This is a genomic window from Aurantibacter crassamenti (assembly GCF_016811105.1).
Taxonomy (GTDB): domain Bacteria; phylum Bacteroidota; class Bacteroidia; order Flavobacteriales; family Flavobacteriaceae; genus Aurantibacter_A; species Aurantibacter_A crassamenti.
This window is the reverse complement of sequence record NZ_JAFBGM010000001.1, coordinates 595,287-621,722: the sequence shown is the minus strand read 5'-3', so window position 1 is coordinate 621,722 and position 26,436 is coordinate 595,287. Positions and strand designations below refer to the sequence as shown.

The window sequence follows — 26,436 nt, the reverse complement described above, 5'->3', positions numbered from 1 at the left end:
TATAAATGTATGTAAATAAATTAAAAATACTATTAATAAAAGTATTTTATTCGTTGTTAATCAGCGGATTATGAATTCAGAATTACCTTTTCAATTTGAATATTGTCAGTCTTGTTTTGAACGTGTTTAGAGTTTTCTAATAAAAATACTTTTTTCAGGGAAGGAAAAATTTTATGTGCACGTTTAATCATTTTCATGCCAGGAAACATAATATCATTTTTTGCAGCAAATAAGGTGATAGGGGTTGTAATTAATTGTGCATCTTCTTTTTTAATTATAGGAACCGGCGTAAAATCCATTTCAAAATACTGAATTACTTTAGACAAGTATTGTAGTGCAAATTCATCTGGTTCAGTGAAAAGCGTTTTTAAGAATTTTTCAATATACTTCGCTTTTCTTGTTTTCATAAATAATTTCATTGGTATGAAAACTTTCAATAGTAATACAAGCGGATTCCCATTTATAATAAAAGCAGGAGCGGCTAAAAAGACTTCTTTAATGTTAGCTTCATTTTGAATCAGTGTTTTAAGTATAATTAATCCTCCAAATGAGAAACCGGCCAATGTCACATTTTGCAGGTCTAATTTTGTTATAAGGTTATTGATCCATTCGCCATAACTATTGTCAGTCATGCTCAACCTGTTTTCTGCACTTTTATTAGGTTGTGCAAGAACATCAACAGCAAATATTTGAAAGTCTTTATATAGGTTTGGATATGTTACTAATGAAATAGGGGCACAGCCATTAGATCCATGAATTAAAAGTAGTGGTGGTTTTGTGGCTTCACCTATGACTATAATATTGGTTTTTCCGAATTTGGTTTCAACTATTCTATACCTAAAGTCTATTTGTAAATCTTTTAATTTTTGATCATAAAGATTTAGAATTTCCTTTTTCCCGATTTCTGACTTGTATAATGATTTCACTTTGTATATTTAGGACAAATTTACTAATAATATTTAATTAGGACAAGTTTACTAATGAATGATAAAAAGAAAGTGATTTTAAATGCTGCCAAGACCTTATTTAATGACAAAGGGTATCATAATGTAACCATCAGAATGATAGCCTTAAAACTAAATATGAGTTCCGGAAACTTAAATTACCATTACAAAAAACGGGAGGATATTTTTGAGGCTTTGTATTTTGAAATGGTTTCTGAATTTGATGCTAGAGTTAGAGACCTGCCAGCTGTAGAGGTATCAATTTCTCAAATTAGAAATGATATTGAGAGTAGTATGAAACGAATGGTAGCTTATACGTTTTTTTGGACTGATTTATATAATCTTTTAAACGTGAGTGAAAAGGTAAATGAACATTTTCAAGGTGTTTATAAAAATCGAAAAGAAGGCTGTTTGTTGCTGTTTAAAAAAATGATAGAAAAAGGCTTAATGCACAAACCAGATTACGAATGGGATCATAAGTTTCTTGCTGAACGCATGGTAAATTATGGTAATACGTGGTTGTATGCTACTGGATTATACACGAAAAAAATAAACAGAAAAGATTTAAATATTCAGGTAAATCTACTCTTAAGTATGTTGTTTCCTTATCTAACCCCTCTTGGAAAGAAGGAATTTCTAACTATAAATTCAGAATTTTTTTACTAGAGATTGGCATATTAGAATTAGTAAAAAACACAAAGACTTATTGTTAGGGTTTGAATAGCACTACCTTTTATTCTTTCTTTTTTTATTTTGAATTTTGTCGCCTCGTTTTTGTGGTTTCTTATATTTCCTTTTTATTTTTCGCTCATAGCTTTTTACTTCTGTTCTTACTTTACTATTCTTAGCAGATTTTTTGTGAAATGAATCCCCTCGAGCATCAGCTGAATTTTTATCATCTTCTTCATCAGGGTTAATAGTTTTAACTACCTCTTCGGGAGTGAGTTCAGTACTAATTTCCACTACTTCAGGAAGTTCTTTCTGCGGAATGGTATATTTCATTAAGCCTTCAATCGCATCCTTCAAAGGGATCTCTTTTTCTGTATAAAAGAGTATCGAACTTCCTTGGTGTCCAGCTCTACCGGTTCTGCCAATCCGATGAATGTAGTTTTCAGGATAAAACGGAGTATCAAAACTTATTACAGTACTAATTTTTTCAATATCAATTCCACGGGCAATTACATCCGTTGCAATTAGAATTCTACTCTTACCGTTTTCAAACTTATCTATCGATTTAGTCCGGTGATTTTGTTCTTTACTTGAGTGTATAACAGAAATTTCTGATTCGAAATTCAATAATTCAAATAACCTATCGGCATGTATTTTACTGGCTACAAAAATTAATACTTTGTTATGGGTTTCTTTATCTTCTAATAAATGGTTTAATAAATTAGTTTTAGTATAAAAATTGGGTACAGCATAAACTTCTTGACTAATACTTTCTAAAGGTGTTCCGCTAATAGAGATAGTTTTCTTAACAGGATTAACCAAAAAATCATCCATTAATTCGTCTACATAGGTGGTCATTGTAGCAGAAAAAAGGATGTTTTGACGTTTAACCGGAATGTATTCGAAGATGTTTCTTAACTGAGTTTTATAACCAAAATCAAGCATAACGTCTACTTCATCAATCACTAACTTTTTAATTGACTTTAGTCGCAATACATTCGCAAGCACCAAGTCGTATAACCTGCGAGGGGTACCTACAATTATATCTTGCCCTTCTGCAACAGCTCTTTTTTGACGGTCTATGTTATTGGATCCACCATAAACGCCGAGAACCCGTACACTTAAATAGGGTGTTAATAGTTCTATTTGTTCTACAATTTGAATTACTAACTCTCTGGTTGGTGCTAGTATTAAGACGCGTGGATGCTTTTGGTCTGAAAATTTTAAATCTTGAATGATAGGTAGCAAGTACGCAATTGTTTTTCCGGTACCCGTTTGTGCAATACCCACAAAATCAGCCCCACCAAGAATAGTGGAATAAGATACTTGCTGAATGGGTGTAGGCTTTTCAAACCCTAAATCAACAATAGCATTTTTTAATTGCTTCTTGATTTTGAAATCTTCGAAATTATTCATGCTGTAAAGTAATTAAGAAAAAACTTAATGTAAGCCCATTTACGGTAATTATACTTGAAATCACCATTTTAACCGCTATGCTACCATAGACTTTACCGGTAGCTTATAGTTTTTGGCAGGTTCTTCATTTCAAATGCTCATCAATAATCTTCGACATCATTAATTGTCCTTCTTCTTCGGGGTGAATACCATCGATTGCTAATTTAGACCATTGGGGAGCTAATGGCGTGTAAATATCAATATAAGTAAGACCTTTTGACCTTGTCACTTTCTCAAGTTTAGTAGTGAGCCATTTTACCCTTTCTGATGATCCATAATATTTCTCAAGCATAATGTCATCTTCTCCACACGGTGGTGGTGAAATAACAAAAATTTGGGGTTTGTATTTAAGATACACTGCGTGTGTTTTTATTCCCTTCAATAGTTTAGCCATATTGCGCGGGATTTCCTTCTTTCGTTTCTCAAACACTGCTTTGCAGTCATTAGTGCCCAGCATAATCAGAATCTTATCTAAAGCACCTAAGTTTTTGTCAGCCTCATTCAAATATCTATAAATATTAAATAAGGTATTAAGTTTTTCTTGACCATTGTTGTTGAATCCTATAGTGTTTCCAGATATACTAGTGTTGTAGATAAAATTCTCAAAATGTGCTGCTTTTAATTGGTTCACCCAGCCATATTCTTTCGCTCCATTAGAATCTCCAATAGTTAAAATGTTTTCTGCTTCTACTTGATTTAATGCTACACTTGTTAGACACTCATGTGTGCCTTCAAAAATGGTAATTTTTACTAAATCTTTGTATGTTTTTTGATAGTGAATTTGTCTATTAGCAATGGTATCTTCTGTACGTTTTATGAAATTTCTAGAAGCCACCATTTCAATAATATCCTCTTGAGGAATGATTGCGTTTTTCTCATCTTTATCAAAATCGGCAATTACTTTATTATAAAAATTTAATGATTGCGTAATGGGCACTGACCCTGTGTACCCATCGTGTATACCTGCATAAATATAAAGTTTACTGTTTTTTCGATTGTCAACAGGTGTTTGCATATAAAAGGGTGAGCGTTTTATAGCCTCTTCTTCGTTTAATGAATAGTTTTCTTTGTTAAAGCCTACATTTTTTGAAGTTGCTTGGGCAATATCTAAGGCGTATTTGGTATCTCTACCTTCAGATTCGTAGTACCATTTTTTTAAATCTGATATTGGGACCCAAGCAGAAAAAGTCTTTATGGGATATTTGGTTTTCATGTAAGTTAATAAAGTGGCATGACCACCTCCACTTGCACCTATTATATGAATGTTATTTATATCTACATTACCCTTCTCTAGTGCGTACCCTATAGCATCTTCAATGTCTTGAACTACATATGAACTGCCGCAAGCTTTAAATGAGTTGTTGGGACCTCTAAAATTAGGATGAATGTAATTGTAATCTTTCTGAATGGCAGTGTTCACCAGTTCGTCTTTCTGCTTGTAATTACCACTCCAGGTATGCAAGCTTACAATCAATGGGCGATTTTCACCCTTTGACGTATAGAACATAGAAGGCTGTTTTTCATTGTCTAATGAAGATGTAATTAGCACTTCTTTACAAGCATTTGGCCAATTTTCATCGTCGGTAGTATCCCATTTGGGGTTTGATTCTGCACAAGAACTTATAATAAGAAGGATGCAAATTGATATAATTACTGATTTCATTTTAATCATTTAAAAACTTAATTTTTAGAGTCAAGGTTATATTTATTAGTACTATTCAAAAAATCACTTGTCTTTGTAATTCTCATTGAAATCTAAATACTACTCTTTGTTATGTTACTAATAGTTGAGCTCTTTTTTTTAACGTAAAAAAATAACTATTTTAGAACTGGTACAATTACGATTAGCCAATCTTACTTTTTATAACTTATTAGTAGCGTTTATCGTATCAAAAGACAATTACAGATAATTACAAATTAAGTATTAAACATACACAAAACATTATGTTTTCAAAAGCCGCAGCAGTTTTTCTCATCTTTAGTTTCTTGCCTTTATTATGTATAGCCCAGTATACCGATATACAAAAAGATATTGATGAATATAGAAAAGGAACTATTATCATAAATGCAAAACCCGGAGATAAAATAGAAATAGAACAGTTAAGCCACGAATTTTGGTTTGGCGCAGCCATAAGTAATAGCTTGGCTAATAAATCTTGGTCTAAAAAGGATAAGGCGGCTTATAAAGAAAAATTTCTAGAGAATTTTAATAGTGCAGTTACAGAGAACGCCGTTAAATGGTCAAACATGGAACGTGAGCAAGGAAAAGTAAACTATGAAACGGTTGACGGTATTTTAGAATGGACGGACCAAAATAATATACCATTAAGAGCGCATAATATATTTTGGGGTATCCATAAGTTCGTGCAGCCTTGGTTGAAAGCTCTTGATGATACTACTTTAGAGGAAACACTAAAAAATAGAGCACTTACTTTAGCCGCTCGCTATAAGGGAAGGTTTGTTGAATATGATCTTAACAATGAAATGATTCATGGCAATTATTACGAAGAGCGGTTAGGCCAAGATATTACACTAAAAATGACTAAATGGGTACATGAAGCAGATCCAGAGGCTAAACTATGGTTAAATGATTATGACATACTTACAGGAAATAAGTTGGCTGAATATATGGCTCAAATTCGTACGTTTCTTGAACAAGGCGTTCCAATTGCTGGTATTGGTGTACAAGGTCATTTACATTCAGAAACCTTTGACCCTTTGGTGCTGAAAAGCAGTTTAGATTCCCTTTCTAAATTTAATTTACCAGTTCGAATTACTGAATTTAATATGCCTGGTCAACGTTCAATGTACGTCGATAACAAAATAGATAAATTAACACCTGAACAAGAATTGCAAAAAGCAGCTAATTTAGTTGACTATTATACCATTTGTTTTGCTAACCCAAATGTTACCGGAATTTTACAATGGGGTTTTTGGGAAGGTGCAACTTGGATACCTGCTTCTGCCATGTACCGAAAAGATTGGAGTCCAACACCTGCTGTTGAAGAATACCAGAAACTTATTTTTAAAGAATGGTGGACAACAACTACGAGTGTTGCTGATGAAAAGGGTATGGCGACAATTCCGGCTTACTTCGGAAAGTATAAACTTACTGTTAACGGCCAGGAAAAAGAAGTTTATTTATCAAAAGCAGACGGGCAAATGATAGCAGATTTTCGTTAATGAATAGTTACTTTTTTATGAAGTCATCTCTACATTAAAGTAGTAAAAGATATTGCTACATCTCTGGCTTATTCAATAATTTCGTAGTCAATACTTAGTTTTCGTAAAGCTCTTAATGCTGAACCAGAATTTTTATCGTCTACCGTAATATCTACGGCATCTCCTTCTAATAGAATATCAGTAAGTTCATTTGATAATGCTTCGTTCATATTGGATGAAACAGCTACAATACAATTAGAAATTGCTCTTTTATCGGGCCTCTGTGCATCACAAGACAATAAGTTTAATTTCATAATATTAGTTTAGTGTTGCAATATACTAGAGTTGAGATAAGTCTGGCTTATTCTAACAATATCATTTCAATTATTAGAACAATAACCTAATTTTACTGCTATATGCAGTTTTTATTTTGAATCACTTAAGGGTAAAGTAACATTAAAATTACTCCCTTTACCTACTTCACTATCAACCACTATATGGCCGTTAAGTTTTTTTACGAATTCATTGCAAAGTACTAAGCCAAGGCCAGAACCTTTTTCATTGGCAGTACCTAACGATGTAATATTGGTTGAAATATCGAAAAGTTTGTTAATTGTTTCTTCATTTAAACCAACTCCATTATCAGAAACAGAAATTTCTAGCTGGTGGTTTTTTACGCTAGTTAAAACAGTTATTTCACCTTCTGTGTTTGTAAATTTTATTGCATTCGAAATTAGATTTCGAATAATAATTCTTAAAACATTTTTATCAATAAATAATTCATCATCATTTGCTGGAGAATAACTTATGGTAATTGTTTTGGCTTTCGCAAATGAGTTTTCAAGTTCTATAATTTCATAAATAACTTTTGATAAACTAACTTTTTCTGGTATTATATTAAGTTCTCCGGTTTGCGATCTTGCCCAGTTTAATAAGTTGTCAAGAAGAGCGAGAGCATTTTTAGATATTGAATTTATTAATTCAATATAATCTTTAGATACTGCATTCTCATTGTTATTTAGGTTGTCTATGATTAGCTCTGAAAGGCCTGTTATGTTGCTAAACGGACTTCTTAAATCATGAGCTATAATTGAAAACATTTTGTCTTTAGTAGTGTTTAATTCTCTTAATTGTGTTTCACTTTCTTTTAATGCTTTTTCTGCTTTCTTTCTTTCTGAAATATCACGTATTACGCCAACAAGAAATTTTTCGCCATTTGAATCTATAAACCGAGATTTGCGAGTTGAAATTAAGCGAGTATTGTTTTCTATTGTAAGCGACTCTTCATTTATATTTTCGATTCCATTTAGAAGTACCTCATTGTCAATTCTTAAAAAAGTTTCCCTCTCATGAGGCGGAACGTTTTCTGCAAGCGTTTTACCTATTATTTCAGCCCGTGGTAGTTTGAGCATTTCGCAAAAAGCATCATTAACTAAAACTAACTCACTTTTATGATTTTTTACAAATACCGCATCGCCCATGTTATTGAAGATGGTGTGTGCGTATTTTTCACTTTCTAAATTTTGAAATGAGGCACGCGAACTGAGAATTTCATTTTGCCTTTTGAGTTCAGAAATCTGACTTTCCAAATCTTGCCGTGTGGGTTGATTACTCATTTATTTAAGTTCTGCCTACGAGTGAAATTAATCAGTTTAATAACTAATATTCTATTATTTAGTATTTTAACATTAACGCTAAAATTGAAGGGGAGACTGCAAGATAAAAAATATAAATTGGTCTGAATTATAAGTTGTTATGTAGTTTTAGTTGTTCGCTTATAAAGAGCTATTAACTTTTATTTCATTATTTAATATTTGAGCAACGGCTTGCCTGTATTTTGTTGGGTTTGACGCTTTCTTTATAGCTTTGTACGTTTTTCGTGGATTAGATGTTGATTGTGAAAAGAATTCCCAAAAACCTAACATTTTCATTTTTATAGGCGTTGGGCCAGATAGGTATTCATCATATTGCTGATAAATGGTGTCATGAAATTCAGAAAAAATAGACCATCGATTTTCTGGATATATTGTGGTGTTATTTTTTATCATACTAGGTAAAAAAGGATCGGCAATTAAACCGCGACCCATCATAAAGTGATCAATAGTAGGAAAACGTTCTTTAATGGCATTAAAAGTGGAAATGCTAGTGATATCTCCATTATAGTAAAGCTTATGTTTGGTGCTGCTGATACACTTTTCAAAAGCTTCTAAATCAACCGGACCTTTATAAAGTTGTTTTCCAATACGAGCGTGAATAGCAATATTTTTAAGAGGATATTGATCTAAGATAGGAAAAGCATCCAAAATTTCTTCTGCATTTTCATAACCCATTCTCATTTTCATAGAAACTATAATGTCCGTTTCATTATGGGCTCTGTGTAAGATTTCATTAATTTTTTTAGGATTGCAAATTAAGCCAGATCCCATACCTGATTTAGTAACCATAGGATAAGGGCAACCTAAATTCCAATTTAATTCTTTATAGCCTAAGCTTTGAACATATTTAACAACATAAATAAACTCATCAGCATCATTTGTCATTATTTGCGGAATCACTTCTAAAGTAGTGTTGTTTTCTAGTGCTAAATCATTATGATACGATTGCTTAATTCTTAGTTTTCCATTTAGTCTTATATATGGTGAATAGAACGTGTCTATGCCACCAAAGTAATGATTGAATGCATTGCGAAACCTAAAATCTGTAAAGCCTTGTAAAGGAGATGAAAGCAGCGTAGGTGTCATTTTATTATTTGATGGCGAAAAAATAAACTATTGAAGGCTGTAATTTAAGATTATACTTTGGTTTTATTTAAATAGTGAATAGAATAACTATAAGAAAGCTATATATGCGTTTCATTGTATATACTTATTAATTAATTGAATATTATTTTTCTTGCTGTCTAAACTAGAAAAATAGCACTTCTTCGTACTTTGCAAATGTTGTTACTGACTATGTCGTATTTGCTCTAATTTATTACCATCGAATTTTTGTAAATATAAAATTTGAATAAAGTAATCTTGTTTATGAAAATCTGTAAAAAATTTAATGATGTAAGGTTTTTTGTAGTTTTATTTTTTTTCTTTTCCATCAGTTTTATCTATTCTCAAAAGTTTGAAAAATTTTCTAATGAACAAGGGTTTAATCAGAATACCGTTTATTCTATTGAGCAAGATCAATATGGTTATTTATGGTATGGCACACCAAATGGGCTGATTAGATATGATGGATATGAATTTAAGACCTACACTACACAATCAAATACCAATGGTAGAATTCTCAGTAATTACATAACACAATTGTATAATGCTGCTAACGGAATTTTGTGGATAGGTACTAACCTCGGATTAAATGCTTATGTGCCATCTTTAGAAAAATTTTACACTGTACCGTTGCCTAGTAATTTAAATATAAACAATATAACATCTGGTCCAAAAGGAAAAATCTGGTTCTCAGGTAAAAATGAACTTTATGTTTGTGACTTAAAAAACATAATGAATGGTGATTTCGATGTTTCTGAAAATCTTATGGAGTCACAAATAGCATTAGCTGCAATAAATGATTTTAGTTTTAAGGATGATATATCATTAGTGTTAGCGACTTCTAAAGGTCTGAATTTAGTAGGGTTAAAATCGATAGATTCTACTCTTTTCCCTGTGGTAAAATCCCTTTTAAATTTTAAGGATTTTGAAAATGAACATGTTGCTGAAGTATTACAAAGTAAAAATATTTTTTGGATAAGAACTCAAAAGGCGCTCTATAAGTCAACGTTTGAAGGAGACAAAGTGCATGTGATAGAAACATTTAGTGATTTAAAAAATCCTGAATCTCTTGATTCTGAAATCGTAATTAACACGCTTTTTGAAGATAAAACTGGAGCCATTTGGGTTGGAACAAAAAACGATGGTCTCTATAAATATGAAAATAATAAATTCTCACATTTTGCTTATGACGCTAAAAATGATTCTGGATTAAGTAGCAAACATATTAATGCTATTTATCAAGATGATTTTAATGTTTTATGGATTGGTACGGCTCAAGCTGGTATTAACAAGTTAGATTTATCTCAAAAGAAGTTTATTAGTTATTCCCATAATCCGTATCAAAAAAATTCACTCTCTGATAATTTGATTATGGCCATACTTGAAGATAGTAATGGTAAATTATGGATGTCAGGTTATAACAAACCATTATTTAGAAGTAAGCAGTCTGTTAATGACACAACTGTCGGTCAGTTGACATTTGAGAATCTTGAAAGTAATTTGAACTTAGCCCAAAATGATGTAGTAAGAAGTCTTTATGAAGACAAAAAGGGTTATATATGGATTGGAACTGACTATAAGGTAATAGTGTATAATCCGGTTAGTAAACTATATAAAATACTGGCGCTTAATGAAAATGGGAGCAATTTAGCAATTGAAAAAATTCGTAAAATTCAACAAATTGATGCTGAAAATATGCTTCTGGCAGGAACAAAAATTGCAGTTGTCTCTAATCCATGGAATATTATCAATGAAAGTCATAATCCGAATTTAAAGGTAAAGTCTACTCTTGATTTAAAGTCAGAGAAAGTTCAGGCACTTCTTAAAATGGATACAAGTTCATTTTGGTTTGGTACTGATTTAGGGTTGTTTCATGCTGATTTTGATGGTGAAAAGTTTAATATAAATCATAAAATCTCTACAGAGAGTTCCGATAGTATTGGGTTGTCGTATCGCAATGTGTTCTCTTTACTTAAAGATGATTCTGGTGCTATATGGGTGGGTACATTTGGAGGTGGACTTAATAAAATGACTTTAGATGGGCATGGTGTTCCTGAAAAAATTCAACATTTTAGAAAGAATGATTTATTACCTGATGATGCTATATATGGAATATTAGCATCAGGAAATGACTATTTGTGGATGAGCACAGATATGGGTTTGGTCAAATTTCAACGCTCCGAAAACCATACTGATGTATTTGATGTACGTGATGGACTTTCTCAAAATAACTTTAGACAGGGTGCTTTTTTTAAAGGTAAATCAGGATATTTTTATTTCGGAGGGTTAAATGGATTAACAATATTTAGGCCTGAAAATATTGAGCTTAATACTCAACTGCCTGAGATTTTAATTACCAATTTATTTATTAATAATAAGCCTGTAAAAATTGGCGAGAAGTTGAAAAATGAGGTGATTTTAGAAAAATCTATTTCTGAAACAGATAGTATTGCAATTAGCCAAAGTGAACAAAGTATTGCATTTAATTTGGCCGTAAAACACACTACTACACCATCTAAAAATACGTTAGCATATAAACTTGAAGGTTTTAATGATAATTGGGTTGAAGAAAATTTAGGTAAAGCAACAGTTACGTATACTAATCTCGCTGCAGGTAATTATATATTTAAAGTAAAAGCAGCCAATGGAGATGGCTTATGGAGCCTTAATGAAACCGAATTGTACATACAAATATTGCCTCCATGGTATAAAACATGGTGGAGTTATTTATTGTTTGTTTTGCTTATTAGTGCTATTGGAATAGGTGTTGTAGTATATTTTACTCAACATGAAAAATTAAAACAACGTCTTAAGTTTGAAAAATTAGATAAAGAAAGACAAGACATTATCAATCAAGGAAAGTTTCGTTATTTTACGAATTTATCGCATGAATTTAGAACGCCATTGACCCTAATTTCGGGTCCGTTAGAATATATTATTTCGCATAATTTAGACTCTGGAAATAATAAATATTTGGCTATTATTCAAAAAAACACAAAAAGACTTCTCAGCCTTGTAGATCAATTAATTACTTTTCGACAGGCAGAACAAGGACATCTTAATTTACAATTGAATAAAGATACGTTAGGAGGATTTATGTTTCCTACCACTGAAGTTTTTGAGAATTATGCTATTGAAAAAGATATTAACTTTTATTATAAAGTAGGCTCACCTGAAGAAGAAATAGTTATTGATGTTGAAAAAACAGAGCGTATAATATTTAATTTACTTTCAAATTCTTTTAAAAACACCCCAGAAAAAGGAAGTATAAGTGTTGAATCTAAAATTGCCATAGTTGATAATCAAAAATTTATTCAAATTGATGTTATTGATAATGGCAAAGGCATTCCAAAAGAAGATATTGATAATATTTTCGAGCGTTTTTATCAGCTGGGAAATAAAACAGATAAAGTAAGTGGTGGCGGTATTGGACTATCATTTTGTAAATCGCTGGTGTCATTATTAGAAGGTGAGATATCTGTACAAAGTCTACCTGGTGTTGAAACGCGATTTTCGGTGAAAATCCCTTCACAATTGCGCTCAGAAAATGACACCAGTATCTTTGAACCATCTGAAAAATCATTTATTAAAAACTGGATTCCCTTAGCACCAGACTTAATTCAAAATCAATTAGCAGCACAGCAAAGTAGTTTACAAAAAGATTATTCTATTTTAATTGTGGAAAATGAAGTTGATGTGCAAACTTTTTTGATAAATACATTATCTGAAAAATATAATATTTCTGTTGCAAATAATGGTGTTGAAGGATTAGATAAAATTGAAAAAGAAGAACCTGATTTGGTTGTCAGTGATATTATGATGCCAGAAATGGACGGTTTTGAACTTTGCGAAAAAATAAAATCAAATCCTCAATTAAGTCACATTTCTGTAATTCTATTATCTGCACTTGGTGATAATGAAAATACTATAAAGGGTCTTGAGTTTGGTGCTGATGAATATATAAGTAAGCCTTTTTCTTTAAGGCATTTAGAAATTAGAATTGAAAAACTCATCCAAAATAAATCAAGATTACGAGAGTACTTTTCAAAAAATAGTGAATTACCAAAAGATGATTTTGAAATATCAACTAGAGATAAAGATTTTTTAAAGAATACTATAATCGCAATAGAAGAAAATATTTCTGATTCTAACTTTGGCGTTGAAGAATTGGCAAGAGAAATGGGTTTGAGTACATCTCATTTTTACAGGCGCTTAAAACAACTAACGGGGCAAGTTCCAAATAGCTATTTACGTAATTTTAGATTGCAGCGAGCAGCTGAGCTTTTAAATAATAATGAAGGTAATAATGTGGCTGATGTAATGTATCAAATTGGCATTGAATCAAATTCATATTTTTCTACTTCATTTAAAAAACTTCATGGTGTAACACCTTCAGAATTTATGAAGAAAAGGTAATATGCCATTATTTTCTATTTCCATTTTATGTGCTAATAATTGCTCTTTTGAAACAACGGTAGTCAATAAAATCAGCACTTGTGGTTGAAATGAGCAAATGAATGATTGATTAGAGAAAGTCAATTCAGTACTTCAGAATTAGTTTTGACATTCTTAGAACCTCATATTAAATGGACGGACCTCTGCTTTTGCGTTTGTCTTTTTATTTAGAGGTGCTTAGTAGTTAAAAACTGCTTAAAGCATAAACAATTACTTTAAAATTACTTTTCGAAAAATGAGAAAGCCATTCTTAGTTGTATTTGTATTGTTTGTAACCTTTTTAAATGCTCAAAACGATAAGCCTAAAGGAATGGAGGAAATGTGGGGAGAACAAAACAGCCTTGGCAATGATGCTCCAACATCAAGAACTGCATTATTTGACGAAGGTAATTATGCCATGTTTATTCATTGGGGTCTATATTCATCAATTGGTAATCAATGGAAAGATTCTACGTACTATGGAATTAGTGAGTGGATAATGAACCCTAGACGGGCAGGTATACCAGTTGAAGAATACAAAGCCGAAACAAAAAATTTTAACCCTGTAAATTTTGACGCAACGGCAATTGCGCAATTAGCAAAAGATGCAGGTATGAAATACATCGTAATTACCAGTAAACATCATGATGGTTTTGCAATGTATGATTCAAAAAGTAATGATTTCAATATTGTAAATGCTACACCATTTGCCAGAGATCCAATGAAAGAATTGGCAAAAGCATGTAAAAACTTTGGATTAGGTTTTGGATTTTATTATTCGCACAATCAAGATTGGACATTTCCGGGGGGTAACGGTGGGCCTTCGGTAAATGAAAAGGGAAAGGAAGTTGGATTTGATTATTACTTCAAGAAAAAATGTCTACCGCAGGTTAAAGAAATTGTAACAAATTATGGCGATATCGCAATGGTTTGGTTCGATACGCCAGGTGAAATGGAAAAAAAATATGTTGAAGAACTTGTTAAGGTGGTACGTAAATATCAACCAAATGCAATGATATCTGGTCGCGCTGGTCATGGTCTAGGAGATTATAAATCTTTGGGCGATATGAATATTCCGGTAAAGAATATTGGAGGTCTATGGGAAACTGTAGATGTAACGAATGACTCATGGGGCTATGCATGGTATGATAAAAACTGGAAAAGTCCAAAACGTATTTTGAAGAGTGTAATATCTACAGTGGCTCGTGGTGGTACGTACATGTTGAATGTAGGTCCTTCTCCAGATGGTACTATTCCATTCGAGGCAAAGAAATCACTTCAAATTTCTGGTGATTGGATTGCTAAATATCCTCATGTACTATATAATGCAGGTGCTTCACCTTGGGGGCATGCTTTGTCATGGGGTGATGTAACTATTGCTTCTGACGGAAAATTGAACCTTTGTGTTTATAAATGGCCATTGGATGGGGAATTATGGCTTCCAGGATTAAAAAATACTATTAAAACCGCTAATCTTTGGGTTGATGGAAAAAAATTGAAATTAGAAACTAATAAAAATGGCAATTGGGTAAACTTTATATTACCAACACAACGCCCAGAGAAATTGGTTTCGATAATTGAAATTGAAATAGATGGGCAGCCAGAAGTTAGTTTTGCTAATACAATAGACCCTGTTTTTGCCACTGAGCTTCCCGTAGCTTTTGCTGCCGCTCAAGAATGTACAATTGCTGAAAAAAAATGGATGGAAAAATTTGGCGAATGGAAACATATTGAACAAGCTCAAGATTGGACAGAAAAAAGTAGTGTATCTTGGGAAGTAGTGGTTATGGAACCAGGTTATTATCAGACTGAACTGAATTATACCGGAGAGGGCCGTTTAGTATGGAATATTACTTCAGATGAAAATGTAGTTGTGCAAAACCAACAAAATTCATCTGGTGTTTATCAATATTTTGAAATGGGTTTATTAAAATTTAATAAGCCTGGTAAGCATTCGATTACTATTAGCTTAGTTGATGGAAATACTAAGAGCGCGAGTCTTAAAGAATTGAGACTTACGCCTCAAAAAAGTATGGAATAAAAATAAAATATTAGAAGAGGTCATTCATTAAAAAATGTTTGAAAACAATGAGTTATAAGTATTTTATCTTAGTTTTTGTATTGGTTTTTATTGCTTGTGGTGAAAAAGAAAGTAAGTCACAAGAAAATAAAGAAGCGACTACTGTTGAGCAATCTCAACCAAATATCATATTCATTTTTGCTGATGATTGGGGTTATGCAGATTTAGGGGTTCATGGTAGTACTTTTTGTGAAACTCCAAACCTAGATAAAATGGCTTCTGAAGGAATTGATTTTCAAAATTTTTCGGTTGTAAATCCAGTTTGTTCACCTAGTAGAGTTGCTGTAATGACTGGACAATTTCCTGCACGTCATAGTGTGCATGGGCATTTTGCTTCGGTTGAATCTCATATGAAAAGAAACATGCCTGATTGGTTGAGTTCGCAGGCACCAATGCTGCCAAGAATGCTGAGAAAAGCTGGTTATACAACAGCTCATTTTGGTAAATGGCACCTTTCTAATACACATGTTGAAGACGCTCCCTCACCTTTAGATTATGGTTATGATGCCTATGGTGCATTTAACCTGCCAAGTAATTTACATCAAATGCAAGCAGATTCAACACTATTTAAAACCATTGAATTTGTTAAACAAAATAAAGACAAACCATTCTTTATTAATGCATGGATACATGCAACACATACGCCTCATTATCCAAAAGAAGAGTATTTACAACAATTTGCACATTTAAACGAACAAGAACAAGTTTATGCGGCAGTTGTTGCAGAATATGATGCGCAAATTGGTACATTATTCCAAACGTTAAAAGCATTATCTATTGATGAAAATACCATAGTTATTTTTTCTTCTGACAATGGCCCAGAAATTACAGGTGAGAGTAAAGTAATAGAAGATAATTCTACGGGGCCTGGTATGGGAACCTATTTTTCTGTTGGAGAAACTGGAGGATTAAAAGGGGAGAAACGCTCTTTGTTTGCAGGGGGAGTTCGTATACCATTTATTGTGCGATGGCCGAACAAAACGCCAGCCGGAATTGTTGATAAAACTACTGCGTTGGCCACCGTTGATTTATTACCAACATTTGTGCAGTTGGCAAATACAAAGTATACTGAAGGATATCAACCAGATGGGGAAAGTATAATTCCTGCTATTTTAGGAAAAACCTTTAAAAGGGAAAAACCAATTTATTGGGATTGGCGTTATTCAAATAATCGCCCTGATTTCTGGCCGAGTGCTGCCATACAAGTGGATAATTGGAAACTACTAATGAATGAACAACTTGAAAGAGTTGAACTTTATGATATTAGTTCAGATTGGTCAGAGCAGAATGATGTGTCGGCCAAAAATGTTGAAAAAGTTCAAGAATTAAAGAATAAATTCAAAATATTTGAAAAGTCACTACCTAAAAAACCCCTAGCAACAAGCTTTTCGAAAATGAGGAAATCTTTATATTAAGTTATTGAACTATGTGACAATTAGAATTTTCAGTTATCCTTTTTAAAGAATAAAAAATATGAAAAGCATTTTTAGACCTTATCTGATCTTAGTATTAGTTTTAATAATCGTATCATCATGTAAAAACCAAACTGAAAAAGTTGACGAAAAAAAGCGGCCTAACTTTTTGTTTGTTCTGGTTGATGATCAGTCACCTTTTGATTTGCAAGTTTATGATGCCAATTCAATATTAGAAACGCCAACTATTTCGAAACTAGCCAGTGAAGGTATGGTTGTAGAAAATGCAAGGCATATGGGGTCTTGGTCAGGTGCCGTATGTGCGCCTTCTCGCCATATGATTATGAGTGGTCGAACTGTTTGGCATCTGCCTTCAAGAGGCGATTTTATAAATTCAGATGAACCAAAAGAATTAGAAAAACAATCCATGGGTGCTGTATTTAATCGTGCAGGTTATAATACAATGCGTACTTGTAAAATTGGAAATTCGTATCCTGCGGCCAATGAGCAATTTACGGTTGTTCATGATGCTACAAAAAGAGGGGGTACTGAAGAAACAGGTAGCGCTTGGCACGCCAAACAGGTAATGAATTATTTAAATGATCGCGAAAGTAAGGCTGATGAAAATCCGTTTTTAATTTATTTTGGCTTTTCGCATCCTCATGATACAAGAGATGGTACCCCTGAACTTTTAGCAAAATATGGTGCAGTCAACCACACTGATTCAGTTAATCTACCGCCTGCTAATGTTAATCAGCCACCTTTGCAAGACAATTATCTAAATAAGCATCCATTTTTTCACGGACATCCAAAACTGCGGGATGAAGAACGTGTAAGTGGTGTTTGGAAAAAAAGAGATGAACAAACTGTACGTAATGAATTAGGCAGAGAGTATGCTTGTTCTGAAAATATTGATTTGCAGTTAGGTAAGGTACTCGGTAAATTAGAAGCTATGGGCGAGCTCGATAATACTTATATAGTTTATACTTCAGATCATGGTATGTCTATAGGTAGGCACGGTCTAATGGGTAAGCAAAATTTATATGAACATACGTGGAGGGTGCCTTTTATTATTAAAGGCCCTGGTATAGAGGCAGGTAAAAGAGTAAGTGGTAATATTTATTTGCTAGATGTATTACCAACCCTTTGTGATTTGGCTGGAATAGAAATTCCGGAAACGGTTGAGGGTAAAAGTTTTAAACCGGTAATAAAGGGTGAAGAAGAAAAGGTTCGTGATGTTATGTATGGAGTCTATGCAGGTGGGTCTAAACCTGGTATGCGTTCAGTTATCAAGGGTGATTGGAAATTAATTAAGTATGATATGATGGATGGGGCCGTTCGAGAAACGCAACTTTTCAACATTGCTGAAAATCCAAATGAATATTTAAAAGAACATGTTAAAGAAGGAGCAATGCAAACTAATTTAGCAGAAAATCCAAAATATACTGAAAAGTTGACTGAAATGGAAGCTTTGCTTTTGGCACAAATGGAACTAAATGATGACCCTTATCGCCTATGGGATCAATAGGTGCAAATGGATTAAAAGTTTGATGTAATTATATAAGAAGTAAATATGAAACTTCATTTATTAAATAGATCTAGTGAAGTGAATCAATCACTTCGGGTTTCTCACAATTGTTATCCCAATTTTTTAAGGGTATGGCATTATCATCCTGAATTTGAGTTAGTTTTGATACAACAGAGTTCTGGCACCCGTTTTGTTGGTGATAGTATTACTAAATTTAAAGAAGGTGAAGTGGTACTTATCGGTAAAAATGTACCCCATATGTGGTTAAATGATGAGGTGTATTTTGAAGAAGAAAATGAATCACAAGCTGAAGCAATTGCCATTCATTTTAAAGAGGACTTTTTAGGTAAAGATTTCTTTAATATTCCAGAAATGAAGGTCATCTCTAATCTGCTAAATCTTGCAAGACGTGGAATTAAGTTTCAGAATGTTGAAGCTAATTTAATTAATGCTATTGTTGATTTGGTGAAATTCGATTCTACCAAGCGAATCTATAAAATAATTGAACTTTTAATTTGTCTGTCTAAAAATCAAGAGTATGAGTTTTTGTCAAGTAGTAGTTTTGTAAGTTCTTTTCATAAAACTGAAAATAGACGTTTAGATAAAATTTATGAGTTTGTTTTTGAAAATTTCAATAATCCTATTAGTTCGTGTGATGTCGCTAAAATTGCAGGTATGAATAAATCTGCATTTAGTCGATTTTTCAAAAAAACGCATAGAAAGTCTTTTACCCTTTATCTTAATGAAATTAGAATTGGCTATGCTTGTAAGCTTTTGATAGAGAACAAAGAAAGTATTACTTCTATAGCTTATATGTCTGGTTTTAATAATATTTCAAATTTTAATAGACAATTTAAAAGTGTCCATGGTGTGTCACCTTCATCCTATTTAAAAAACTATCAGTAATTGTTTGTTTCTCTGACTGAAATTAGAAGTTAACAATGACTTTTTATTCGCTTATTTGCTCAGTAGAATATAAAGTACGTAGATTAAAATACTATAAAAAAGTTCTTATGAAATTAAATGAAAATAACATTTGCAAAAAGTTAATACACAATTCTTTTAGAAGCCTAGTAAAAAATAAGATTTCATTATTGATTTTTACTATAGGTATTTTATCGGGTAGTATTCAGGGGCAAACAATTTCTAAAAAAAAGCCAAATGTAATTGTTGTAATTACAGATGATCAAGGCATGGGTGATTTAAGTTGTTATGGTAACCCTTACATAAAAACTCCAAATATAGATAAGTTCTACACAGACGCAATACGGTTTACTAATTATCATGTATCTACAACTTGTGCCCCTAGTAGAGGTGCAATTATGACAGGCCGGCATACAAATAGATTAAACGTTTTTCATACTATTTCTGGGCGTTCAATACTTTTTGAAGATGAGGTAACACTGCCTCAAATATTTGCACAAAATGGATATACCAATGGCATGTTTGGTAAATGGCATTTAGGTGACAATTACCCATATAGACCAAAAGATCGTGGTTTTCATGAGGTTGTTAGACATGGTGGAGGTGGAATTGGTCAAGGCCCAGATTATTGGGGTAATGATTATTTCGATGATACCTATTGGCACAATGGTCAAACTCAAAAATATGATGGGTACTGTACTGATGTTTTCTTTTCAGAAGCGTTGAATTTTATTGAAGATAATAAAGACAGGCCTTTTTTCTGTTATATAGCTACAAATGCGCCACATGGCCCATTGAATGTACCTAAAGAATATATGGATTTGTATAGAGGGATAGACGGATTAGAAGAAAATTTTCAACGTTTTTACGGAATGATTACGAATATCGATGACAATTTTAAGCTTCTTCAAGATAAATTGAATGCTTTAAATATTGCAGATAACACTATTCTAATTTTTACTACGGATAATGGAACTGCTGGTGGAAACAAAATATTTGATGCAGGCCTTAAAGGAGCAAAAGGAAGCGAGTATGAAGGTGGCCATCGTGTACCATTATTCATTCGTTGGCCTGATGGTAAACTAACAGGAGGTAAAGACATAGATAAATTAGTAGCTCATTATGATTTGTTGCCAACTTTTGTTGAACTTTTAGACTTAGATTTTAATCCAATAAAACCACTAGATGGAAAAAGCTTGAAGCCATTACTTTATCAAAATGCTGAACAATGGCCTAACAGAATTTTGTATATGGATACGCAGCGCCTGCAGAATTTGGTTAAATACAGAAAATATTCTGTGATGGATGATGATTGGCGACTGGTTAATGGTTCTGAATTATATAATATGAATCTTGATCGAGGGCAGAAAAAAAATGTATTCAATCAGCACCCTGAAGTGGTTGAAAAACTTGCTCTCGGATATGAAAAATGGTGGCAATCTATTATTGATGAAGGTGTTATTGAACGTCACGCCTATATTAAAGCTGGCTCACCTAAAGAAAACCCAGTTAGAATTTCTACACATGATTTAATGACTGGAAAATTCAATGGCACGTGGCATCAACACGCTGCTGCAAAAGCATTACCAGCTACGGGTAGATGGAAAATTGAAATTGTAGAAGATGGAGACTATAAAATTAGTTTATGTCGGTTTCCTCTTGAAAGTGGTTTAGCAATAAATGAAACATTTTCAGCGGAAAAGAAAAGAATTGAATTAGATGCTACAATGCCTGCTAGCACAAAATCTGACTTTGATAAGGCATACCTCTATATCGCAGATTTTGAAAAAACTTCTAAAATTGAAAAAAGCCAAAAAGAAGTTTCGTTTACGGCTCAAATATCTGCTGGCAAATATGATATGGAAGCGCAATTAATTGACATTGATAATAGAACTCATGCAGCCTATTATGTATATATTGAAAAGTTATAGTATAATTAAAAGTAAATTAATTATAAATGAGTTCGTATTTGCTTTTATCTGTTGTTCGGTTTGTACGATTATAATTATGAGAACAAGTACTATTTAATTAAATATTATCTAATAAAATGATCATTTAGCCTACTTGGCGCAAAAAAAGTATCATTATTGGTTTATTTTTTGGTGGCTGAGTTTGTTCAATTCGTATAATTTCGTCTAGTATATTAATGATGTGATTGATTTTTTATTGATTTTCATTCGATTTCTCAAAAACTAAATTTTCAACTACTCCAACTTAACTTAAATTGACAAAAATGAAAAAACGAAATGCGGCAAGTAATGCAGTTTATGCATTCCATTGGCCAAAGCGAAAAAAGTGGTTTGCACTATTAATTGTGGCTACTTTATCTACGCAAATGAATGTTTGGGCATTTTCTGAACTAAATTCTGATTTAATAGTTTTTGAATCGGTACAGCAGCAGATTTCTGGTACTGTTTTAGACGATGGTGGTGTTCCGCTTCCTGGTGTAAATGTATTGATTGAAGGAACTGTGAAAGGCACCCAGACTGATTTTGATGGAAACTATTCTATTAATGCTGATAGTGGTGATGTTTTAGTGTTTTCATATATAGGTATGAAAACCCAGTCTATTACGGTCGCCAATGCATCTACAATTAATGTAGATATGGTGGTTGATGCATCTAACTTAGAAGAGGTTGTTGTAATTGGTTATGGTACACAAAAAGAAGCATTGTTAACAGGTTCTGTAGGTATTATTAAGAGTGAGGAAGTAAAAAAAGTATCTTATGCTAATAGTGCAGGTGTTTTGCAAGGTCGTGTGCCTGGTGTAAAAGTTGAAGCTAATGGAGGTGCACCCGGTGCAGGTGTAAATGTTGTAATTAGGGGTACAGGTTCTTTCGGTAATGACCAACCGTTGTATGTAGTGGACGGAAATATTGTAGAATCAATGTCATTTTTGAATCCTAATGATATCGAGTCAATAAGTGTTTTAAAGGATGCTTCTTCGGCAGCTATCTATGGTAGTAGGGCTTCTAATGGTGTGGTTTTAATTACTACTAAAAAAGGAAGCGTAGGTGATGTAATAATTAACTTCGAGACTAAAATTGGATATCAAGCACCAACAAAGTATTTAGATTTATTAAATGCACGTGAGTATGCAGATTGGCATAATATGGCTAGAGATAATGATGGTGACGCCAGAGCTATTCCAAATGATACAGGTTTTGACCCAAATATAGATACTGACTGGCAAGATTTGTCATTGAACTCAGCTATGTATAAAGAGTATAATTTGAATGTTTCAGGTGGTTCTGAAAATGCACGTTTTTATGTTTCTGGTCAGGTTTTAGATCAAGAAGGAGTTGTAGTTGATTCTGATTTTAAAAGATATAACGTTACGGCCAATACAAGTTTTAAGAAGGGTATTTTCTCATTATCACAAAGTCTTTTATTGTCTAGAGAACAAAGAAATGATAATAACTTCTTTAATAGGGAAGGTGCAGTACCACCAACTATTGGCGTTTATGATGAAAATAATGAAGGTGGTTTTGCTGGTTTAGACCCAAATTTACACGGGTTAGCTAGAGGTATAAACTGGTATGGTAGAGCTATTATACATGATAATTTAGTTACAACAGATCGTTTGGTAGGATCAGTTCAGCCAAAACTACAATTAACTAAGAACTTTGTTTATAAAATGAATTTGGGTATAGATTATTCACTGACTCACAATTATGCGTTTCAACCAACCTTCTTTCAAAGTACTTCGCAAGAGGCGTCAGAGACAATAGCACGCTTATCTGAAAATTATTTACGATCAGTTAGTTCATTAATGGAGAATACTGTGGAGTATAATAACACATTTGGTAAACATGGGTTAACGCTTTTAGCTGGTTTTACTACTCAGTCAATTAAAGCTAGATCTGCAGGTGGAATTGGAACTAACTTTATTTTTAATGAATTTAGAGTACTTGATGCCGCTGATGATAATACTGACAACACAACTGGTAATCTACAAGAAAACGCACTTACTTCATATCTAGGCCGTTTAGATTATGATTATGATGGAAAGTATATTTTAAGCGCAACTATAAGACGTGATGGATCTTCAAGATTTAAAGAAGAAAACAGATGGGGAGTATTTCCTTCTGGTTCACTCGGATGGAGAATAAGTAAAGAGAATTTCTTTCCGCAAGATGGTTTTGTAAGTAACTTAAAATTAAGAGGAAGTTATGGTTTGTTAGGGTCACAAAATGTTTCAGGAAACAATCCAAACTACATAACCTCAAGCGCCTTGAATACAAGCAACTTTTATAACCTAGGAGGTACTGTTTATGGTGGGTCTATTGTAACGCAACTAGCCAATCCTGATTTAAAGTGGGAAACCACAACTATTCAAAATTACGGTTTCGATGCTGAATTTTTAGATGGAAAAGTAAGTTTTTCAGCAGAGTACTTTAAAAAGAGATCAGAAGATATTCTTGTAAATGTTCCAATTCCACTAAGTGGAGGTACGGGTTCTTCATTACCAAGTAATGCCGCAACAATAGATAATAGTGGATTTGAATTTGGAGGTACTTATCGTCACTTTTCTTTAGATGATGAAGGCGTTAACTTTGATGTAACTTTAAACTTCAACACCTTAAAAAATGAAGTAATAGCATTGGGTGATGGTGTAAATGCAATTACTGGTGGTGCATATACACAAGGAGGATATCAGGCAACTAGAACTGATGTGGGACAGCCTGTTGGAAGTTTTTATGGTTTAATAACTGAAGGCGTTTATCAAACACAAGAACAAATTACTGTAGATGGAAGAGCTAATGCCGTTTTAGGTGATATGAATTTTGTTGATTTAACCCCAGATGGGGTTATTGATGATGATGATCAAACGTATTTGGGTAGTCCAATTCCTGATTTTGAATATAGTATAGCCTTTAATATGGATTACAAAAATTTTGATTTATCCTTATTTATTCAAGGTGTTGAAGGCAATGAATTGTGGAATGGTAAGCGATATCACTACGTTTTAGATGGTACTAGAGGGATTAAATCTACAGAGGCCTTAAACGCATGGACACCTACTAATACAAATACAACGGTTCCAAGAGCGACCATAAGAGATTTAGCTTTAAATAAGAGACCATCAGATTATTTAGTAGAAGATGGTTCTTATTTGCGATTGAAAACTTTTCAATTGGGTTATACATTATCAACTGATTTTACTGAGCAATTTTATATCACTAATTTAAGATTCTATGTTACAGGTCAAAACCTACTTACGTTTACTGATTATAAAGGGTATGATCCAGAATTAGGTAGACCTTTAGATGGCGATGGTGGATTATTTGATGGTGGAGTTGATCGTAGAGCCTATCCAAATAACAAAAATTTACTTTTCGGAGTTCAGATTGGTTTTTAGAATAAACTTTAAAAAAACAAGAAATGAAAAATAATATAAGAATATATCTTGCATTTGCAATTGTTGGCTTATTCGTCAATAACAGTTGCACAAATGAGTTGGATCTTACAAATCCGAATAGCCCTACACCTGAAAGTTTTTGGCAAAATGAAGAGCATGCTGAAGGTGGTTTAACTGCAGTTTATGCGCCACTACCAACCATTCCATTATTTGGTAGAATATTAACAGGTATTCATCTTATTCATAGGTCTGATATTGCTAATCCTTTTCCACAGTCAAATGTGAACGATGCGGGAGCTTTATCTATTCGACCTGAAAACCCAAGAAACCGTGAAATATATACTGAGTTTTATAATATGGTAGCGAGAGCTAATCAAGTTATAAATAGGGTGCCCGAAATTGAAATGGATGAGGCAAGGAAAAGTGAAATTTTAGGTGAAGCTCACTTTTTAAGAGGTTTAGCTTATTTCTATATCGTTAATTTATGGGGTACATCTCCATTAAGTTTAGAAGAGCCAACTGGTTTAGATGACCTTTTCTTGCCTAATTCTACGGTAGAAGCTACTTATAATGCTGTGATTAGTGATTTTATTGTTGCCCAAGCTAATTTACCACAAGATGGTCAGCCACCTAAAGGAGAAGTAGGTAGAGCTACATGGGGTGCTGCTACTGCTTTTTTAGGTAGATCTTATTTGTCAATTCATGATGATGCTAAAGCTGCAATAGAATTTAAAAAGGTAATGGATTCGGAGTTCTATGAATTAAACGAAAATTACAATGATAATTTTACTGAAGAAATAAAAAACACAAAAGAGTCTTTATTTGAAATTCAGTATGACGGTAATGAAACGGGTACATGGGGTGGTGCTGGTGGTAATGTTTACAGAGCACAAGCTTGGGAGGCAGATGTTGCACCACGTAACTATAGTAGTCAGCAAAGTTTTAGCGTAAACCAATGGGTTTTAGATTTGTTTCTTAATGAACAAACAGTTGATGCTCAAGAAGATCCAAGAGCAAAAGCAACTATTTTGTGGAACTATCCTGGTGCTATGATTTATCAAGATGTGTTTGCTGAAAAAATGTTGGGTGATGATTTAAATAGAGTTTGGGCTCGAAAATATTTGAATTTCAGAAAAGAAAATGCTTTAACTCCAGGTTCTTGGCAAGGGGCAACTAATAACTGGAAAATATTCAGGTATGCTGATGTTCTATTAATGTATGCTGAAGCTGAAAACGAAGTTAATGGTGGGTCTCAAGCTGCATTTGATGCATTGAATGAAGTAAGAGCTAGAGTTAATATGCCAGCAATTGAAGGTTTGAATCAAGAAGGGTTAAGACAAGCAATTCGTGATGAAAGAGTAAAAGAACTTGCTATTGAAGGTAATAGAATGTTTGATTTAAATAGATGGGGCATTGCCGCTGATAGGTTCGAACAAAACCCGGAATTCAGATCAAATAGTTTGGGTACTTTCATTAGAGGTAGACATGAATACTTGCCAATTCCTGCGCAAGATGTTGAATCAAATCCTAACCTGAATCAAAACCCAGGTTGGTAAGAATATTGAGTTTTTAAAATGTTTTTTGAGTTGAAGATGATCCTCAGTTTACGCTGGGGATTATCCTTTTTTAACTGCTAAACTTTATAAAATTATTAGTTCATTGCATGATGTTTTATATATAAAGTACTAGTAAAGGCATTATATTGTA

General features: G+C 33.0%; 16 protein-coding genes. 10 read left to right on the top strand and 6 right to left on the bottom strand.

Annotation, left to right across the window (positions count from 1 at the left end; translation table 11 throughout):
* Positions 1-68: 68 nt before the first annotated feature.
* On the bottom strand, positions 69-926 hold the full coding sequence (locus tag JQC67_RS02615) for an alpha/beta fold hydrolase (RefSeq protein ID WP_317198349.1): 858 nt from the start codon (positions 924-926) through the stop codon (positions 69-71).
* Between the two features lie 54 nt (positions 927-980).
* On the opposite strand from JQC67_RS02615, the gene JQC67_RS02610 reads away from it, so the two are divergent.
* Positions 981-1,610 carry a TetR/AcrR family transcriptional regulator gene (locus JQC67_RS02610; RefSeq protein ID WP_203251305.1) on the top strand — a complete coding sequence of 210 codons (630 nt, stop codon included), beginning with the start codon at positions 981-983 and terminating at the stop codon, positions 1,608-1,610.
* A gap of 60 nt (positions 1,611-1,670) precedes the next feature.
* Here the strand turns inward: JQC67_RS02610 and JQC67_RS02605 are convergent, their stop codons facing one another.
* Together JQC67_RS02605 and JQC67_RS02600 are read right to left on the bottom strand one after the other, a co-directional pair.
* The gene (locus tag JQC67_RS02605; RefSeq protein WP_203251304.1) at positions 1,671-3,029 is read right to left on the bottom strand and encodes a DEAD/DEAH box helicase; all 1,359 of its coding nucleotides are present in this window, start codon (positions 3,027-3,029) and stop codon (positions 1,671-1,673) included.
* 124 nt (positions 3,030-3,153) lie between these two features.
* Complete coding sequence (locus tag JQC67_RS02600; protein WP_203251303.1) at positions 3,154-4,731, bottom strand: SGNH/GDSL hydrolase family protein; 1,578 nt, start codon at positions 4,729-4,731, stop codon at positions 3,154-3,156.
* 281 nt (positions 4,732-5,012) lie between these two features.
* Between JQC67_RS02600 and JQC67_RS02595 the strand changes: the two genes are divergently transcribed.
* Positions 5,013-6,251 carry an endo-1,4-beta-xylanase gene (locus tag JQC67_RS02595; RefSeq protein WP_203251302.1) on the top strand — a complete coding sequence of 413 codons (1,239 nt, stop codon included), beginning with the start codon at positions 5,013-5,015 and terminating at the stop codon, positions 6,249-6,251.
* A 68-nt stretch (positions 6,252-6,319) separates the two neighbouring features.
* On the opposite strand, the gene JQC67_RS02590 is transcribed toward JQC67_RS02595, so the two are convergent.
* From JQC67_RS02590 to JQC67_RS02580, 3 genes are all read right to left on the bottom strand, one after another.
* A complete protein-coding gene (locus JQC67_RS02590; protein ID WP_203251301.1) occupies positions 6,320-6,544 on the bottom strand; it encodes a hypothetical protein in 225 nt (74 codons plus the stop codon).
* Between the two features lie 111 nt (positions 6,545-6,655).
* On the bottom strand, positions 6,656-7,846 hold the full coding sequence (locus JQC67_RS02585) for a two-component system sensor histidine kinase NtrB (protein WP_203251300.1): 1,191 nt from the start codon (positions 7,844-7,846) through the stop codon (positions 6,656-6,658).
* Positions 7,847-8,005: 159 nt separating this feature from the next.
* Positions 8,006-8,971, bottom strand: coding sequence for a tRNA dihydrouridine synthase (locus tag JQC67_RS02580; RefSeq protein WP_203251299.1), 966 nt, complete (start codon positions 8,969-8,971; stop codon positions 8,006-8,008).
* Positions 8,972-9,253: 282 nt separating this feature from the next.
* On the opposite strand from JQC67_RS02580, the gene JQC67_RS02575 reads away from it, so the two are divergent.
* The 8 genes from JQC67_RS02575 to JQC67_RS02540 all read left to right on the top strand — a co-directional run bounded on the left by JQC67_RS02575 (position 9,254) and on the right by JQC67_RS02540 (position 26,285).
* Entirely contained in the window at positions 9,254-13,405 is a 4,152-nt protein-coding gene (locus JQC67_RS02575; protein WP_203251298.1) for a hybrid sensor histidine kinase/response regulator transcription factor, read from the top strand.
* A gap of 274 nt (positions 13,406-13,679) precedes the next feature.
* Positions 13,680-15,464, top strand: coding sequence for an alpha-L-fucosidase (locus tag JQC67_RS02570; RefSeq protein ID WP_203251297.1), 1,785 nt, complete (start codon positions 13,680-13,682; stop codon positions 15,462-15,464).
* Between the two features lie 47 nt (positions 15,465-15,511).
* A complete protein-coding gene (locus tag JQC67_RS02565; protein ID WP_203251296.1) occupies positions 15,512-16,918 on the top strand; it encodes a sulfatase-like hydrolase/transferase in 1,407 nt (468 codons plus the stop codon).
* A 58-nt stretch (positions 16,919-16,976) separates the two neighbouring features.
* A complete protein-coding gene (locus tag JQC67_RS02560) occupies positions 16,977-18,443 on the top strand; it encodes a sulfatase-like hydrolase/transferase (RefSeq protein ID WP_203251295.1) in 1,467 nt (488 codons plus the stop codon).
* A 45-nt stretch (positions 18,444-18,488) separates the two neighbouring features.
* Positions 18,489-19,349 carry an AraC family transcriptional regulator gene (locus JQC67_RS02555; protein WP_203251294.1) on the top strand — a complete coding sequence of 287 codons (861 nt, stop codon included), beginning with the start codon at positions 18,489-18,491 and terminating at the stop codon, positions 19,347-19,349.
* Positions 19,350-19,456: 107 nt separating this feature from the next.
* Positions 19,457-21,298, top strand: a complete 1,842-nt coding sequence (locus JQC67_RS02550; protein WP_203251293.1) for an arylsulfatase — start codon at positions 19,457-19,459, stop codon at positions 21,296-21,298.
* Between the two features lie 302 nt (positions 21,299-21,600).
* Positions 21,601-24,729 (top strand): SusC/RagA family TonB-linked outer membrane protein, encoded by a 3,129-nt coding sequence (locus JQC67_RS02545; protein ID WP_203251292.1) that lies wholly within the window; start codon positions 21,601-21,603, stop codon positions 24,727-24,729.
* 23 nt (positions 24,730-24,752) lie between these two features.
* Positions 24,753-26,285 (top strand): RagB/SusD family nutrient uptake outer membrane protein, encoded by a 1,533-nt coding sequence (locus JQC67_RS02540; protein WP_203251291.1) that lies wholly within the window; start codon positions 24,753-24,755, stop codon positions 26,283-26,285.
* Positions 26,286-26,436 lie beyond the last annotated feature (151 nt).